The sequence below is a fragment of the Brevundimonas basaltis genome (assembly GCF_014202075.1).
In the GTDB taxonomy this organism is placed as follows: Bacteria; Pseudomonadota; Alphaproteobacteria; order Caulobacterales; family Caulobacteraceae; genus Brevundimonas; species Brevundimonas basaltis.
This window is the reverse complement of sequence record NZ_JACHFZ010000002.1, coordinates 547,264-563,077: the sequence shown is the minus strand read 5'-3', so window position 1 is coordinate 563,077 and position 15,814 is coordinate 547,264. Positions and strand designations below refer to the sequence as shown.

Genomic DNA, 15,814 nt, shown 5'->3' with positions numbered 1-15,814 from the left:
CCGTACGAGGAGGCGATCATGGCTGCGAGACCGACCTGGCAGGGCCATCTGAAGCTGTCGCTGGTGACGTGCCCGGTGGCGCTCTACACGGCCACGTCCTCGGCCAGCCACGTCAGCTTCAACCTGATCAATCCCGAGACCAACAACCGCATCCGCATGGTGCCGACCGATCCCGAGACCGGCCCGGTGGAGCGGTCCGACCTGGTCAAGGGCTATGAAGTGTCCAAAGACGAATATGTGCTGTTCGACGACGAGGACTTCGACAAGGTCAGGCTGGAGAGCACGCGGACCATTTCGATCGACCAGTTCGTCGACGAGGCCGACATCGACCGGCTGTACTGGGACAGCCCCTTTTACGTGGTGCCCGAAAATGGCGTGGGAGCCGAGGCCTTCGCCGTCATCCGCGATGCGATGCGGAAGGCGGGCAAGATCGCCATCGGCTGTCTGGTGTTGCGCGGTCGTGAACGCCAGATCGCCCTGGAGGTGCGCGGCAAGGGGCTGGTGGCCTACAGCCTTCGCGCCCATGACGAGGTGCGTGACGCGGCCGACTATTTCGACGATATCCCCGAGGTGAAGGCCGACAAGGACATGGTCGAGATCGCCACCCGGATCATCGGCCAGAAGGACGCCGCGTTCGACCCGTCGCAGTTCAAGGACCGCTACGACGAGGCCTTGAAGGCGATGATCAAGGCCAAGCAGAAGGGCGGCAAGGATCTGGTCGAGGCGCCAGAGCCGGACGACACCAATGTGGTCGATCTGATGGAGGCCCTGCGCGCCAGCCTGAAGGGCGCGGCGGGCGGCGCGAAGAAGCCGCCGGCGAAGAAGGCGGCGGGAAAGAAGCCGGCGGCGAAGAAGAAGGCGGCGTAAGTTTCGCTGTCTCTTACCTGTCGCGCAGCGATGGGGAGGTGGCGCGGCGCGAATACGCGCCGTGACGGAGGGGTTCTTTCCGCCGCACGACCGTTGCGCCGCTTGACCCCTCCACCGCTTCGCGGTCCCCCTCCCCATTCGCGAAGGGCGAACGGGGAGGAGACGGCCGCTCAGACGACCTTCTTCAGCGCCGGCTTCAGACTGACCGCGCCGTCGCGGAAATCTTTCCACGGGTCGGGCTTCTTCAGCAGGGCCTCCGCCTCGTGGAGGGTGAAGGCGCGGGGGTCGAGGCCCTTGCGGACCTGGCCCCAGGACAGGGGGAAGGCGATGCCGGCGCCGGGGCGGGCGCGGGGCGACCAGGGAGCGACGGCGGTGGCCATGCGCCCGTTGCGCAAGTAATCGAGGAAGATCTTCCCGCCCCGCGCCTTCTTGGCGAGGGTGGTGGTGAAATGGTCGGGGTCGGCGGCGCGGACGCGTTCCGACACGGCCTTGGCGAAGGCCTTGCACTGGTCCCATTCGATCCGGCTCTTCGCGTCGGCGAGGATGGGGACGACGACGTGCAGCCCCTTGCCGCCCGTGGTCTTGACGAAGGGATTGAGGCCGAGGGCCTCCAGCTTCTTTTTCACCGCCTTTGCAGCGGAAATGACGTCGTCGAAATCGAGGCCCTCGTCCGGGTCGAGGTCGAAGGTGATCTGGTCGGGCGTTTCGGGGTCGCCCGGCTTGCAGCCCCACGGGTGAAGTTCCAGCCCGCCCGACTGGCCGATGGCGACGAGGCCGCCGACATCGACGACACCGATATAGGGTTTGCGCTCCTTCACATCGATCAGCTTCAGCCGGGGGTTGGAGCCGGGCATGGCGTGGCGCTGGAAAAATTTCTGGCCGGTGATCCCCTCGGGCGCGCGGATGATCGAGACCGGGCGGTCGGCGACGTGGGGCAGGATGCGCTCGGCGGCCATTTCGTAGAAGCGGACCAGCTCGGCCTTGGTGATCGCGGGTCGGTCCCCGGCGGCGGGCCACAGCACCTTGTCCGGGCTGGAGATGGTGACCCCGGCGACGACCAGCTTGCCCTTGCGGGGCTTTTCGCCGGGAACGGCCAGGCCAGGCAGGTCGGCGGGCGCGCCTTTTTCCTTCGACGCCGGGGCGGGAGTCCGGGGCCGGTCCGTGACCTCGGCCGGCGGCTTGTCCTCGCGCAGGCCCTTGAAAGCGGCGTGGCGCAGGGTGCCGCTGTCGGTGTAGCCGCCGTGCTCGATCTCGGCGACCAGCACCGGCTTGACCCAGTGGATGTCGCGGCCGCCGCGCGGGGCGCCCTTGCCCTTGAACGGACTGTCGTCGGAAGCCGCGGCCTTGAGGGCGGGCATGAGTGTCTTGAGCAGGGGCTGCGAATAACCCGTCCCGACCCGGCCCAGAGGCCGCAGGCCGCCCTTGTCGTTCACCCCCACGATCAGGGAGCGGAAACGGGACCCGCCTTCGGAGGTCCAGCCGCCGATGATCACCTCGTCCCGCCCGCGGCATTTGGACTTGAGCCAGGTCGCCGAGCGGCCCGCCTTGTAGGCGGCGTCCAGCTTCTTGGAGATGACCCCCTCCAGATCCATGCGGCAGGCGCTTTCGAGGATGGCCTGACCCGTAGTGGCGAAATGATCGACGTAGCGGATGCGGTCGCGGGCCGCCTTGGGGATACGGTCGATGTACGCCTGCAACCGCGCCTTGCGGTGCGACAGGGGAAGGCCGCGCAGGTCCTCCGCCCCCTCGAACAGCAGGTCAAAGGCGAAATAGACGAGATCGGCGGTGTCGCCTTCGGAGATGGCCGTCTGCAAGGCCGAGAAGTCGGGCATGTGGTCGCCGTCCAGCGCGCACAGCTCGCCGTCGATCACGGCGTCGGGCCATGTCGCGGCGTCGGCGGCCAGTTCAGGAAATTTGTCGGACCAGTCGAGGCCCTTGCGGGTGCGGACGGTGGCGCGACCGCCGCCCGCCGCGACCTGCAGGCGGTAGCCGTCGAACTTGATTTCGTGGGCCCAGCCGGCGCCGCGCGGCGGATAGTCGGCGACCTTGCACAGCTGGATGGGGACGAAGGTGTGCGGTTTCTCGGCCTTCGAGGCGACCGCAGCGCGGGCCTTCGGCTTCGGCGGCGGCTTTCGGCCCGTGGGCCTGGATGACGTCCACTGCGTCTTGCCCTCCGCGATTTCGGCGAGGCTTCGGCCGGTCGTGACCGAGGCGTCGATCTCCATATTGGCGTCGCCCTCGCCGGGAACGGCGTGCTCGTCCTTTTCCTTGATCAGCAGCCAGTTGTTGCGCTTGGACGGTTTGCCGCGATCGGTCTTCATGCGGATCAGGGCCCATTTGCCCTGCAGCCGCTCGCCGTGGACGATCATCTTGACGTTGCCGCGCTTGAAGGCGTCCGCGACGTCGTCCTCCTGCGGCTCCCACGTCCCGCGGTCCCACATCTGCACCGTGCCGGCGCCGTAGTTGCCGGCCGGGATGGTCCCCTCGAAGGTCCCGTAGTCCAGTGGATGGTCCTCGGTCTCGACCGCCAGTCGTTTGACCGCCGGATCGCGCGACGGGGCTTTGGTCACCGCCCAGGACTTGAGCACCCCGTCCACCTCGATGCGGAAGTCATAGTGCAGGCGCGTCGCGGCGTGGCGCTGGATCAGGAAGGTCAGGCCGGTCTTGCGCGCCTTGCCCTTGCGGCCCTTCGGCTCCGGCGTATCGCCGAAATTCCGCTTCTTGTTGTAGGTCTCAAGCTCGCCGCGCACCCGGGCCTCCCGTTCGGACGGATGGGAAACGCGCGCGGTGGAGGTTGGCTCAATCCAAAGGGTCGGCGCATCAGTTCGATCGTCTTTGAAGGCCGTGTCGAACTGATGCCGCCGACGGTGTCCAACCACTTGTCCAGCCGCGTTTCGACGGCCCGGCAGGGCGGGATGTCGATCACCTGGGCGATGCATGCGGTTTCGATGACCAGCACCTCGGCGGCCGTGCAGGCGGTGCCCTGACGCCACCGCGCTTCGCTGACGCTACCGCGCCCTTGGCGCCAATGATATTCGCTACCGGCGGTCTGGGGGGCGGCCGGCGGCAAGGCGATAGCGAAGGCGGAGGCCAGCATCCATGGCTACGCCACGTTGCCGCGCATGCGGACCACGAGGTCCGCATAGCTGTGGATCGACAGATCGCCGGGGTAGATCACGTCACCGGTCTCGCGAGACAGCCAGTCGTCGAGACGGGCGTTGATCGGACGACAGGGCGGAATGTCGATCGCCTTCGCGATGCACAGGGTCTGGAGAATCAGCGTGTCCGCGGAAGAGCAAGCCGCGCCGAGGCGCCAACCCAGTTCGCTGAGGCAGCCGCGGCCGTTGTCCCAGTAATGACGGCTGCCGGGATCGCGGCCGTTCCGCCAGAAGAAGGCCGAGCCGGGATCGCGGCTGTTCAGCCAGAAATGAGCGGATCCGCGGCCGTCGCCGGAGACCAGATACCGGATCGAGCCGGCTTTGATCCCATTCTCAAACAGATGGCCCGATGGATAGCCCCTGCCGTTCTCGAAATATTGGCGTGACAGGAAGCCTGTGCCGTTGTCCCATTCGTGCTGGCCCCAGGACGCTGTTTCCTGGGCCGGGGCGACGGTCAGGGCGAGGATGAAAGCCGGGACGAGCATGCGCTATTCGTCGGCAGTCCCGGGCCGCCCGTCAACTGACCGTGGCTGACGACTATTCCGGCTGGGGTTCCTCTCCGGACTTCTCGGCCTTGGCGGCGGCGCGTTTTTCGGCCTTGGCGGCGGCCTTCTCGGCGGCCTTTTTGGCGTCGGCGCGCTCGCGCTCCATGCGTTCGAAACTGTAGTTGGGCTTGCGGGCCATCAGCGGCTAGTCCTTTCCGGCGCGGTCGCGCCTGACGCGCGGGGCGCCGGGAGAACGCCGGGGAAGCGGCGTGGATGCGGACAAGGTGGGGCGCCCCGGCCCCGGCGACAACCGTTCAGTCGACGGCCACGACCTCGACCGTCTGTCCGGCCACCGTCGCCTCGTCGCCGACGCGCTTGCCGATCAGGGCCACGGCGAGGGGTGAAACATGGCTGACCGAGCCCGCATTCGGGTCGGCCTCGTCCTCGCCGGTGATGCGCCAGGTCTGACTGCGGCCGTCCGCGCGCTCAATCGTGACCGAGCCGCCGAAGCGCACGCGGCCGTCGAAGGACGTCTCGACCAGCTGGGCGGTGGCGCGGCGGGCGGACCAGTAGCGCAGGTCGCGGGTGGCGCGGGCCATGGCGGTACGGTCGGCCTCGATCGAGCCCTTGGCCTGGGCGGCGTTGTAGGCCGCGCGCGCGTCGGTCAGGGCGGCCTCGATCTTCGCCAGCCCCTCGAGGGTGACGAGGTTGGGGTGCGGCGAGATCGGGCGGTCGGGGAGGTCGGCGGCCGTGGCCTCCAGGTCTTCCTCGCGGGTAAAGGCGACGCTCATGGGACGGAAGCGTATGCAGGGCGCGGACGTTCCGGTCTAGAACGGGTCGATGGGTTCTTCAGACAAGACAGTGCATGTGATCGGGGCCGGGCCGGCGGGCCTGACGGCGGCCGAGCGGCTGGCCCGGGCCGGCTTGGCGGTGACGGTGCACGAGGCGATGCCGTCCGTGGCGCGCAAATTCCTGATGGCCGGTCGCGGCGGGCTGAACCTGACCCATTCGGAGCCGCTGGATGGGTTCAGCGGCCGCTACGGGGCGGCGTCGGGGACGACGGCGGCGTGGCTGGAGCGGTTCTCGCCGACGCATCTGATCGGCTGGGCCGAGGGGCTGGGCCAGCCGGTGTTCACGGGCTCGTCGGGACGGGTGTTTCCACGGGCGATGAAGGCCTCGCCGCTGCTGCGGGCCTGGCTGGGGCGGCTGGCGGAACTGGGGGTCGAGGTGCGGACGCGGTCGCGCTGGGTCGGTCCCGGCCTTCGCGGGGCTGACGACGGGTTGGAACTGCACTTCCAGACGCCGGACGGCGAGCGGATCGAGCGGCCGGACGCCGTGGTGCTGGCGCTGGGCGGGGCGAGTTGGCCGCGTCTGGGGTCGGACGGAGCGTGGCGTGACTGGCTGGAGGCGACGGGCGTCGATACGGCGCCGTTCCGGCCATCCAACGTCGGCTTCGACACAGCCTGGTCGGAAGTGTTCGCGGAGCGGTTTGCGGGCCAGCCGCTGAAGCCGGTCGCGCTGACGTTCGACGGCACGACGGTGCGCGGCGAGGCGATGGTGACGCGCTACGGGATCGAGGGCGGGGCGGTCTACGCCCTGTCGGCGGCGCTGCGGGATGCGGTGGAGCGGGACGGGTCGGCGGTGCTGACGGTCGATCTGCGGCCCGACCTGACGGTCGAGGCGTTGGCGGGGCGGCTGACCAAACCGCGCGGCAAGGACAGCGTCTCCAACTGGCTGCGGAAGGCGGCGGGGCTGTCGCCGGTCGGCGCAGGCCTGCTGCGCGAGATTCCGGGCGAGCTGCCGGCGGGGGCGGACAAGCTGGCGCGGCGCATCAAGGGGGTGCGGCTGACGCTGACGGGGGTCCAGGGACTGGCGCGGGCCATCTCGTCGGCCGGGGGGGTCAGGCTCGACGCCGTCGACAAACGGCTGATGCTGAAAGCCCTGCCGGGGGTGTTCGTCGCGGGCGAGATGCTGGACTGGGAGGCGCCGACCGGCGGCTATCTGCTGCAGGCCTCGATGGCCTCGGGCGTCGTCGCGGCGGACGGGGTGCTGGACTGGCTGGCCGGGGACGCGGACCGCGGCGTCCCGGCGGCCCCATGACGCGGACCGGGTGGAGCACCGTCTGGCGCGATCTGACCGGACAGAGCGAGCGATGGGTCCGGACTCTGGTCCTGGCGGTTGTGGTCGGACGGTTGTCGCTGGTGGCCCTCGGCATACTGATCCTGCTCGCGTTCGGGGCCGGAGTGACGGATCAGTACAGCGGCATGATCGATGCGGTGACGGCCGAGTGGGTGTTCGCGGGCCTGGTCTTCGCGCCCCTGGTCGAGTCGCTGGCCATACGCCTGGTGGTCTGGCTGTTGGGGCGCCGATGGTCGGTCCGGGTCACGGCCGCTGCGTGCGCCGTCCTGTCCGTCCCTTTCCATGGCCTCGGCCCGCTTTCGCTGGCCGTCGCGCCATTCTTCGCCCTGATGGCGATGATCCAGCACCACTGGATGGAGCGCGGACAGGGTTGGGCCGGGTTCTGGCTGATCACGGCCATTCATGCCGCCGCCAACGGGATCGCGCTGCTCGGAGCCATGTGGCTGGGCATGAGCGCAAGGTGACGGCCGCCATCCGCTTGGCTAGGAGTGAGGCATGAGCGACCTCCCCGAGATTCATGGCCTGTGCCATGCCCGTTTCGCCGCGGTGAAGGACGCCTTCGCGGCCAATTTCACCGATGCGCCGGAGGGGCTGAACGAACTGGGGGCCGGTTTCAGCGTCGCCATCGACGGCGAGACGGTGATCGATCTGCGGGCGGGCTGGGCCGACACGGCGCGGACGCAGCCGTTCGAAACCGACACCCTGGTCCCGGTGTTCTCGACCGGCAAGGCGGTGATGGCGACCCTGATCGCCCTCGCCGTCGAGCGGGGGCTGCTGGACTATGAGCGGCCGGTGGCGAGCTATTGGCCGGCCTTTGGCGCGGCGGGCAAGGACGCGATCACCGTCGGCCAGCTGATGAGCCATCAGGCTGGCCTGCCGGGGTTCGACGGCGACGCCGATCCCACCCTCTGGTTCGACCGGACGGCGGTTCTGGAGCGGCTGTGCGCCCAGGCGCCGATGTGGGAGGCGGGCGCGGCCAGCGGCTATCATCCGATTACCATTGGCTATCTGGCCGGCGAACTGTTCCGTCTGGTCGACGGGCGCACCATGGGGACGGCGCTGCGGGAAGAGTTTCCGGGGTTGGACCTGTGGATCGGCCTGCCGGAGGCGGAACACGGGCGGGTGGCGCAGATGCGCAAGCCGACCGCCGCGCCGGACCTGGGCGAGATCGACGCGGTGAAGCGGTCGGCCTTCCTCGACAAGGGCTCGGCGCCCGGGGGGCGGGGCTCGACGGAATGGCGGATGATGGAGATCCCCTCGGCCAACCTGCACGGCACGGCGAAGGACCTGGCTCGGCTGATGACGGTCATGGCCACCGGATCGTTCGAGGGTCAGGAAATGCTGTCGGAGCCGACGCTGGCGGCGGCGCGTCGCGAGCGCATCCACGGCCGGGACCGGGTGCTGCCGTTTGTAATGGGCTGGGCCGCCGGATGGACGATGAACGCCGGTCTGGACATCTTCGGGCCGAACCCGACGGCGCTGGGCCACTACGGCTGGGGCGGCAGCTGTGCCTGGGCCGACCCGGAGGCGGGGCTGTCGGCAGCCTATGTGATGACCCGGCAGTCGCCGCACCTGATCGGCGATCCAAGGGCGGTGCGGTTGCAGACGGCGCTGTACGCCAGCCTCTGAATCAGACCGGTTTCGCCGCCCGCTTCAGCGCTTCGCGCGCGGCCCGGTGGCGGAAGAAGGCGGCCGCCGCGAAGACGCCGGCTCCGCCCCAGATGAAGGCGAAGGACACCACCCTGAGCGGGGTCAGCGCCTCGCCGGCCCAGACGCCGACACCGAACTGCAGCGTCGGGGCGAGGAACTGGATAAAGCCGATGGTCGACAGCGGCAGACGGCGCGCCGACCAGGCGAACAGGGCCAGCGGCAGCACGGTGGCGGGTCCGTTGGCGAGGGCCCAGAAGGTGTTCACCGGTCCGTCGAAGGCTACGCCCGCGCCGGTGTGCTGGAGCCACAGCACCCAGGCCAGGCCGAAGGGCGCCAGCAGCAGGCACTCGACCAGCAGGCCGGCCTGGGCGTCGATCGGCACGCGTTTGCGGATCACGCCATAGGTGGCGAAGGTGACGGCGAGGATCAGCGATATCCACGGGGGTCGACCGAGGGCGAGGGTCTGGAACAGCACGCCGACGGCGGCGAGGCCGATGGCGATCCAGCCCCAGCGGTCGATCCGCTCGCGGAACAACCACAGGCCTACGACCATGTTGAGCAGGGGGTTGATGTAGTAGCCCAGGCTGGCTTCCAGCGTCGCGCCGTGGGTCGTCGCCCAGACGTAGAGACCCCAGTTGAGCCCGATGAGCGCCGTCGAGAAGGCCAGCCAGGCCAGCGTCTTCGGCGAGGTCAGGACGGTGCGGATCTGCCCGCCCTGCCCCGCCAGCCAGACCAGCAGACCGGCTACCGCCACGGCCCAGAGGGCGCGGTGGGCGAGAATTTCCAGCGAGTCGAAGCCGACCGACGCCTGTCCCATGAAGAACAGGGGCATGAACCCCCACAGCGTGTAGCAGGCGAAGGCGGACAGGAGGGCGGCGCGGGCGCTGTCGGACGGAGCCGGACTCATCCCCTTGTTCCTTTCACACCGTCATCCTCGGGCTTGTCCCGGGGACCCATGGCGGGGAGGCGCATGGGCGGCGGCCATGGCGTGAACCGGCATCGGTTCCTGCGGCGGATGGATGGGTCCCCGGGACAAGCCCGGGGATGACGGCGTCATAGTCGGACGGAGATCAGACCGTGATGCTGCGATATCCTGACGACGGCTTGATCGTCCCGGTCTCGTCCAGCAGCTGGGCGATCTGCACGGCGTTGAGGGCCGCGCCCTTGCGCAGGTTGTCGGAGACGACCCACAGCGACAGGCCGTTCTCGACGGTGTGGTCCTTGCGGATGCGGCTGACGTAGACCGCGTGTTCGCCGGAGGCGTCGACCGGCGTGATGTAGCCGTCGTGCTCCTGCTTATCGATGACCATGACGCCGGGGGCGTCGCGCAGGATGGCGCGGGCCTCGTCGGGCGAGATGGGACGGTCGAACTCGAGCGTCACCGCCTCGGAGTGGCCGACGAAGACCGGGACGCGGACGCAGGTGACGGTCAGCCTGATGTCCGGATCGAGGATCTTGTGGGTCTCATCCCACATCTTGGCCTCCTCGTCGGTGTAGCCGTCGTCGCGGAACGATCCGATCATCGGAATGACGTTGAAGGCGATCTGTTTGGGGAACAGTTTCGGGGTGGCGTCGCCGAGACCGTAGATGGCCTTGGTCTGGTTCCACAGCTCGTCCATGCCTTCCTTCCCGGCCCCCGAGACGGACTGGTAGGTCGAGACCACGGCGCGGGTGATCTTCGCGGCGTCGTGCAGGGGCTTGAGCGCCACGACCAGCTGGGCGGTCGAGCAGTTGGGGTTGGCGACGATGTTCTTCTTTCTCGCGTCCTTGATCGCGTCCGGGTTCACCTCGGGCACGATCAGCGGTACGTCGGGGTCCTTGCGGAAGGCCGAGGAGTTGTCGATGACGATGGGACCGGCCTTGCCGATCTTCTCCGACCACTGACGCGAGACGTCGCCGCCGGCGCTCATCAGCACGATGTCGACCTTCGAGAAGTCGAACGCCTCGATGTCCTGACATTTGATGGTGCGGTCGCCCCAGGCCACCTCGACGCCGCGCGACTTGCGCGAGGCGACGGCGTGCATCTCGTCGACAGGGAATTCCAGTTCCTCGAGGATGTTCAGCATCTCGCGGCCGACGTTGCCGGTGGCGCCGACGATGGCGACTTTGTAGCCCATCTTGGTAGGTCCTTCGGACGCGCTAGAGCTCGACGCGCGGCGTCTCGCTGCTTGAGCGCAAATTGGGGTGGTGCCCGACCGTGCCGGACGACGATGGCTCTATGTGGGCCATCGCGGGCGCGAAGCAATCGCTTTTCAGCGACGGCGGGCGCCGCTAAGCCCGAGATCGATGGGATCACGCATTCGCGCTGCTTATGAGAAGCGGCTGGCCGACGGCCGGCTGACCGCCGATCCGTCGCAGGTTCCGGTGGTCGAGGCGCTGGCGCGGCTGGAGATCGATCTCGGCCGCAAGGGTCTCCTGGGCGGGCTGTTGGGCGGGCCGCCCGAGGTGCGGGGCGTCTATCTGTGGGGACCGCCGGGGCGGGGCAAGTCCATCCTGATGGATCTGTTCTACGCCTGCGCGCCGGAGAAGCGGAAGAAGCGGGCGCATTTCCACGCCTTCCTGGCCCGGGTGCACGGCCTGATCCGGCAGTGGCGCGAGGGCGACGCCGAGGCCCGCAAGGCGGTGTTCGGACAGTACCGTGGCGACGATCCGATCCGGCCGGTGGCCGAGCTGATCGCCTCCGAGGCGCGGCTGCTGTGCTTCGACGAACTGCAGGTCACCGACATCGCCGACGCCCTGATCCTCGGCCGGCTGTTCGAGGCCCTGTTCGAAAACAAGGTGGTGCTGGCCGTGACCTCGAACCGGGCCCCGGACCAGCTGTATCTGAACGGGATCAACCGCGAGCTCTTCGAGCCGTTTATCGCCCTGATCGAGGCGCGCTGCGAGGTGGTGTCCGTCGCGGGGGCGCGGGACTGGCGGCTGGACCGGTTGATGGGAGACCGGGTCTGGTTCACGCCCGCCGACGAGGCCGCACAAGCGGGGTTTGAGGCGCTCTGGTCGGACCTGAAGGGGGAGCAGGAGGAGTGCCCGGCGCATCTGGTGGTGCAGGGCCGCGAGGTGATCATCGAGCGCACCGACGGCGGGCTGGCGCGCGCCACCTTCGCCCAGCTGTGCGGCCGGCCGCTCGGGCCGCAGGACTATCTGGCCGTGGCCGAGCGATTCCACACCCTCTTCATCGAGGATGTGCCGGTGCTGGGACCCGCTAACCAGCAGGAAGCGCGGCGCTTCGTGACCCTGATCGACGCCCTCTACGAGGCCCGGACGCGGTTGGTCGCCCTGGCCGAGGCGGCGCCCGAAGCCCTGTACCGCAAGGGGGTCGGCGCGTTCGAGTTCGAACGGACCGTGTCGCGACTGAACGAGATGGCCGGCGCCGAATGGCTGGCGCGGGAGCGTGACTGACGCGCCGCCGCCTTGCTTTCGCCGCGCATCCGTCGGTAGGTGAGCGCCTGCAGGAGACCCCGATGATCCGTTTCGCGACCCTCGCCGCCGCCGCCGTCATGGCCTTCGCCGCGCCCGCCGCCGCGTCGGCGCCGCCCGCACCGGTCCAGACCGCGACCGATCCGGGCGTCTCGATCGAGGCCGTGCGCGCCTGGCTGACCTCGAAGGGCGGCACGGTCAGCGAGATCAACCGCCGCGAAGGGGAGACCTGGATCGGCGTCTCGGACGGCCCGCTGAACTGGGTGATCTTCTTCTACAGCTGCCAGGCGGACGTCTGCGGCGACATCCAGTACGCGGCCAGCTTCTCCAACCCCACCATCACCCAGCCGATGATCAACGACTGGAACCGCGAGCGCCGCTTTCTGAAGGCCTTCTTCACGCCGGGCGAGGCGGGCGGAGACCCGTCGGGCGTGGTCCAGTACGACGTGCTGATCGGCCCGGGCGGCGTTGAGCAGCTGGCCGATCATACGGCCCTGTGGCTGGACCTGGTCTCGGCTTTCGCCACGACGGTCGGCTATTTCGCCGCCGCGGAATAGGCGAAACTCTCGCTGACCGCCCGCCGGCCTGCTAACGCGGGCGGATGAAGGCTGACATCGTCGATGTGCTGATCGTCGGGGCGGGCGCCGCCGGCATGATGTGCGCCATCGAGGCCGGGCGACGCGGCCGCTCGGTGCGCGTGCTGGACCATGCCCGGGCGCCCGGCGAGAAGATCCGCATCTCGGGCGGCGGGCGCTGCAATTTCACCAATCTGGGGACCGGGCCGGGCAATTTCCTCGGGGAGAACCCGCGCTTCGCCACCTCGGCCCTGAAGCGGTTCACCCAGCACGATTTCATCAAGCGCGTCGACCGGGCCGGCATCGCCTGGCACGAGAAGACTCTCGGCCAGCTATTCTGCGACGACAGCGCCAAACAGATCATCCGCATGCTGACGGACGACATGCGCGAGGCCGGAGCGCGGCTGTCGCTGGGCGTGGCGGTGGAGCGGATTGCCCGCGACGGCGACGGGTTCGAGGCAGTGCTGTCCGACGGTTCGACGGTGAAGGCGGGCTCGCTGGTGCTGGCCACCGGCGGCAAGTCGATCCCCAAGATGGGCGCGACCGGCTGGGCCTATGACACGGCGCGGGGGTTCGGACTGAGGGTCACGGAGACGCGGCCGGCGCTGGTGCCGCTGACCTTCGAGACGGGCGTGCTGGAGCGGCTGAAGCCGCTGGCGGGCGTGTCGGTCGAGGCGGTCGTTTCGCATGGGAAAACGAGATTCGCCGAGGGGTTGCTGTTCACCCACCGGGGCCTGAGCGGGCCGAGCGTGCTGCAGATCTCGAGCTACTGGCGCGAGGGCGAGGCTATTTCCGTAGCCATGGCCCCGGGCCTGGACGTGTTCGCGCGGCTGAAGACGATGAAGGCGGAGAACGGGCGGCAGGCGGCGCATACGGCGCTGGGCCAGATCGTTCCGAAGCGGCTGGCCGAGTTGCTGGTCGAGCAGGAGGGGGGCGTCGGCAACCTGGCCGATCTGTCGGACAAGGCGCTGCGGCGGCTGGACGCGGCGGTCAACGGCTGGAGCGTCAAACCGGTGGGGTCCGAAGGCTACCGCACCGCCGAGGTCACGCTGGGCGGGGTGGCGACGGATCAGCTGGACCAGCAGACCCTGGCCGCAAAGAGCATGCCGGGCCTGTACGTGATCGGTGAGGCGGTCGACGTCACCGGCTGGCTGGGCGGCTATAATTTCCAGTGGGCCTGGTCGTCGGGCTGGGCCGCGGGTCAGGTCTGCTGAGCCCGCGACGTTCCGGCCTATTGCCGGGCCGGGGCGCCTCCCCCCACTCTGACCCGGCGGGACGGGCCCCTCTGGCGCGCCCCCGGCGGCGCCCCCTTCCCTTCGGCCGCCGGCGGCGCGTGATGTCGGACCGCATCGGGCGCTCCGGCGTTCGACTCCGGCCCAATCCGGACCGCTGGAGCGCCCGATACCCGTTCTGACCCCCTCGGAGACCTGTCAATGCCCTTGTTGATGTGCCCCAACGACAACGCCGCCATGCAGACGCTGGAGCGTGACGGAGTCCAGTTCGACATGTGCCCGACTTGTCGCGGCGTCTGGCTGGATCGGGGCGAACTGGAAAAGCTGATGGCCGCAGCCGCCGAGGACGGGCGCGCCTCGGCGCCCGCCGCCGCGACACAGCCATGGGGACAACAGCCCCGCGAGCCGAACCGCGAGCCGCCCCGCTACAAGGATGAGCGCTACCGCGACGACGATTACAAATACCGCAAGAAGAAGCGCGACAGCATCTTCGACATCTTCGACTGACCGCAGGCCCCCGGTCGATCTAGGCCGCCAGCCCGGCCGCCTTCATCAGACCCTTCAAGGGCGCGATCGTTTCCGGCGCGGCGGCGAGGGCGGCGCGGTTGTCGGGGGCGCGGAACAGCTTGATCGCCTCGGCCTTGGCCCGGTCGGCGGCGGGACCCGGCGGCGCCGTCTCGCCGGCCGCCATGCGCAGCAGGACGGACAGCTTCTGCGGCAGGGGGGCCGGGGCGCGGGCCAGCATGGCGACGATGCGGGCCTCGGCCTCGACCGTCCCGCCCACGCCGCCGATGGCCGTGATGATCTCGGTTTCGTCCCGCTCCATCAGGCCGCAGGTGCGCACGGCGCGGGTCAGGTTCGCGAGGATGCCCAGCTTCTGGGCCGCGGTCTGGTTCGAGGTCGCTCGCATCTCGCCCTCGAAGCGCAGCGAACCGACGCAGGCCGACAGCCAACGGGCCGAGGCGCGCTTGTTGGCGAGGCCGGTGACGTTCTCGCACAGCCGGGTCAAGGCCTCGGCTTCGCACAGCACGGTCGTGCAGGTCTTCACATAGGCGGCGACGAAATCGGCGGTGACGATTGCCTTGGAGCGCTCGTTGAACGCGGTCTGCACCTCTTCCAGCGTCAACAGCCGCCCGGCCGTCGCGGTCAGGGTCATGGCCAGGGTGCGCAGGATGTCGATCTCGCCGGCGGCGTCGTTGGGGCGCAGGCGGCGCGGGCTCATCAGCTCGCGCACGACCATCCGGGCAAGGGCGGCGGAAAGCAGGGGGAATTCGCCCGCCGCCACCCGCTCGCCGAGCCGGGCGGCGGGGCCGTCGACGACGGGAACCTGAAGCGCCAGCCTGGCGTCCTGTTTGATCAGGGCGGCGACCTCGCGCGGGGCGACCATCCGCACCACGGCGGCCAGCGAAGCCCCTTGGTCGAGGGCAGGGCCGAGCACGTCGGCCAGACTGGTCCGGGCGGCGAACAGTTCGCACATCACCTGTTCGATCGGCACCATGACCATGGCGCGCGGCGCGCCTTCCATGGGGGCGCGTTCGGCCAGATCCATCAGGCGGTCGAGGCGGGCCCGGCCGCCGCGCACGCCCTTCAGGGCCCCGGAGATGACGCCGCCCATGACGAAGGCGCGGTCGGCCTGTCCGGAGAACCGGTGGGCGATATCGGCCAGGGAGTGGTTCTCGAGGTCCGGGAACAGGTTGCGGCGCCCGGCGATCAACAGGCGTTCGATCGTCTTGTCGGCCAGCTTCTGATAATGGCGAACGAGGTCGTGCACGGGTTGACCCACGGCCTGACTTTCGGGCACGGCGACTTTCTGGACGGCGTGCTGGAGCTCGACGCCGGAGGCTTCCAGCTTCTCGGCCAGATCCGGGCGGTGCAGAAGTTCGAAGGCGGTGACGCCCTGGCGGTTCAGCCAGTCCTCGAGCACCCGGCCGATGAGGTCGCGGGCGATCGGCGCGTACAGATCCTGGGGCGCGCTACACCGCGGCCCGGCCTCGTCGTCGGGAATGACCCGTTTGCGCTGCACCTCCGGCGCGCCGCGGGTCAGCACCGTGACGCTGTCGAAGGCCATGGTGTCGGGATCGAGGGTTTCCTTGGTGACCCGGACGGCGGCGGCGCGATTGTCGCTCAGCAGATCCTCGGCTGTCTGGATCGCGTGGGCCCGGTCTTCCGTCGCCATCTGGAGGCTCCAGGACGCAGGCGCGGTCTTTCGGATATACAGCTCGTAGTGGACGGGGCCGGTCATGAAACACTCGCACTTCTGAACCCGCACCATGGCGCCAAGGCTTTAAGGC

The 15,814-nt window shown here is 69.3% G+C and carries 16 protein-coding genes; 9 read left to right on the top strand and 7 right to left on the bottom strand.

Annotated elements, in window-relative coordinates; translation table 11 throughout:
- Positions 1 to 18 precede the first annotated feature (18 nt).
- The gene (gene ku / locus HNQ67_RS07255) at positions 19 to 867 is read left to right on the top strand and encodes a non-homologous end joining protein Ku (protein ID WP_183253841.1); all 849 of its coding nucleotides are present in this window, start codon (positions 19 to 21) and stop codon (positions 865 to 867) included.
- A 170-nt stretch (positions 868 to 1,037) separates the two neighbouring features.
- On the opposite strand, the gene ligD is transcribed toward ku, so the two are convergent.
- Positions 1,038 to 3,617 (bottom strand): DNA ligase D, encoded by a 2,580-nt coding sequence (ligD, locus tag HNQ67_RS07250; RefSeq protein WP_183253838.1) that lies wholly within the window; start codon positions 3,615 to 3,617, stop codon positions 1,038 to 1,040.
- A 21-nt stretch (positions 3,618 to 3,638) separates the two neighbouring features.
- Here ligD and HNQ67_RS13620 point away from each other — a divergent pair, with 21 nt between their 5' ends.
- Positions 3,639 to 3,854 carry a hypothetical protein gene (locus tag HNQ67_RS13620; RefSeq protein WP_183253836.1) on the top strand — a complete coding sequence of 72 codons (216 nt, stop codon included), beginning with the start codon at positions 3,639 to 3,641 and terminating at the stop codon, positions 3,852 to 3,854.
- A 116-nt stretch (positions 3,855 to 3,970) separates the two neighbouring features.
- Here the strand turns inward: HNQ67_RS13620 and HNQ67_RS07240 are convergent, their stop codons facing one another.
- The 3 genes from HNQ67_RS07240 to greA all read right to left on the bottom strand — a co-directional run bounded on the left by HNQ67_RS07240 (position 3,971) and on the right by greA (position 5,301).
- Positions 3,971 to 4,510, bottom strand: coding sequence for a hypothetical protein (locus tag HNQ67_RS07240; protein WP_183253834.1), 540 nt, complete (start codon positions 4,508 to 4,510; stop codon positions 3,971 to 3,973).
- Between the two features lie 52 nt (positions 4,511 to 4,562).
- Entirely contained in the window at positions 4,563 to 4,709 is a 147-nt protein-coding gene (locus HNQ67_RS07235) for a hypothetical protein (protein WP_183253832.1), read from the bottom strand.
- A gap of 115 nt (positions 4,710 to 4,824) precedes the next feature.
- Positions 4,825 to 5,301, bottom strand: a complete 477-nt coding sequence (gene greA / locus HNQ67_RS07230; protein ID WP_183253829.1) for a transcription elongation factor GreA — start codon at positions 5,299 to 5,301, stop codon at positions 4,825 to 4,827.
- Between the two features lie 49 nt (positions 5,302 to 5,350).
- Here greA and HNQ67_RS07225 point away from each other — a divergent pair, with 49 nt between their 5' ends.
- Genes HNQ67_RS07225 through HNQ67_RS07215 form a run of 3 tightly spaced genes read left to right on the top strand, consistent with a single transcriptional unit; the run spans position 5,351 to position 8,278 of the window.
- Complete coding sequence (locus HNQ67_RS07225; protein WP_183253826.1) at positions 5,351 to 6,610, top strand: BaiN/RdsA family NAD(P)/FAD-dependent oxidoreductase; 1,260 nt, start codon at positions 5,351 to 5,353, stop codon at positions 6,608 to 6,610.
- A complete protein-coding gene (locus HNQ67_RS07220; RefSeq protein ID WP_183253824.1) occupies positions 6,607 to 7,113 on the top strand; it encodes a hypothetical protein in 507 nt (168 codons plus the stop codon). The genes HNQ67_RS07225 and HNQ67_RS07220 overlap by 4 nt, the downstream gene beginning before the upstream one ends.
- Before the next feature lie 31 nt (positions 7,114 to 7,144).
- A complete protein-coding gene (locus tag HNQ67_RS07215; protein ID WP_183253822.1) occupies positions 7,145 to 8,278 on the top strand; it encodes a serine hydrolase domain-containing protein in 1,134 nt (377 codons plus the stop codon).
- Position 8,279: 1 nt separating this feature from the next.
- Here the strand turns inward: HNQ67_RS07215 and rarD are convergent, their stop codons facing one another.
- Complete coding sequence (gene rarD, locus HNQ67_RS07210; protein ID WP_183253820.1) at positions 8,280 to 9,206, bottom strand: EamA family transporter RarD; 927 nt, start codon at positions 9,204 to 9,206, stop codon at positions 8,280 to 8,282.
- A gap of 163 nt (positions 9,207 to 9,369) precedes the next feature.
- Positions 9,370 to 10,416, bottom strand: coding sequence for an aspartate-semialdehyde dehydrogenase (locus tag HNQ67_RS07205; protein WP_183253818.1), 1,047 nt, complete (start codon positions 10,414 to 10,416; stop codon positions 9,370 to 9,372).
- Between the two features lie 169 nt (positions 10,417 to 10,585).
- Between HNQ67_RS07205 and zapE the strand changes: the two genes are divergently transcribed.
- From zapE to HNQ67_RS07185, 4 genes are all read left to right on the top strand, one after another.
- The gene (gene zapE / locus HNQ67_RS07200; RefSeq protein WP_183253816.1) at positions 10,586 to 11,698 is read left to right on the top strand and encodes a cell division protein ZapE; all 1,113 of its coding nucleotides are present in this window, start codon (positions 10,586 to 10,588) and stop codon (positions 11,696 to 11,698) included.
- 62 nt (positions 11,699 to 11,760) lie between these two features.
- Positions 11,761 to 12,273, top strand: a complete 513-nt coding sequence (locus tag HNQ67_RS07195; protein WP_183253814.1) for a YbjN domain-containing protein — start codon at positions 11,761 to 11,763, stop codon at positions 12,271 to 12,273.
- 44 nt (positions 12,274 to 12,317) lie between these two features.
- Complete coding sequence (locus HNQ67_RS07190; RefSeq protein WP_183253811.1) at positions 12,318 to 13,505, top strand: BaiN/RdsA family NAD(P)/FAD-dependent oxidoreductase; 1,188 nt, start codon at positions 12,318 to 12,320, stop codon at positions 13,503 to 13,505.
- Positions 13,506 to 13,724: 219 nt separating this feature from the next.
- Positions 13,725 to 14,030: a TFIIB-type zinc ribbon-containing protein gene (locus HNQ67_RS07185; RefSeq protein ID WP_183253808.1), complete on the top strand. Its 306-nt coding sequence runs from the start codon at positions 13,725 to 13,727 to the stop codon at positions 14,028 to 14,030.
- A gap of 19 nt (positions 14,031 to 14,049) precedes the next feature.
- On the opposite strand, the gene HNQ67_RS07180 is transcribed toward HNQ67_RS07185, so the two are convergent.
- The gene (locus HNQ67_RS07180) at positions 14,050 to 15,765 is read right to left on the bottom strand and encodes a hypothetical protein (protein WP_183253806.1); all 1,716 of its coding nucleotides are present in this window, start codon (positions 15,763 to 15,765) and stop codon (positions 14,050 to 14,052) included.
- Positions 15,766 to 15,814 lie beyond the last annotated feature (49 nt).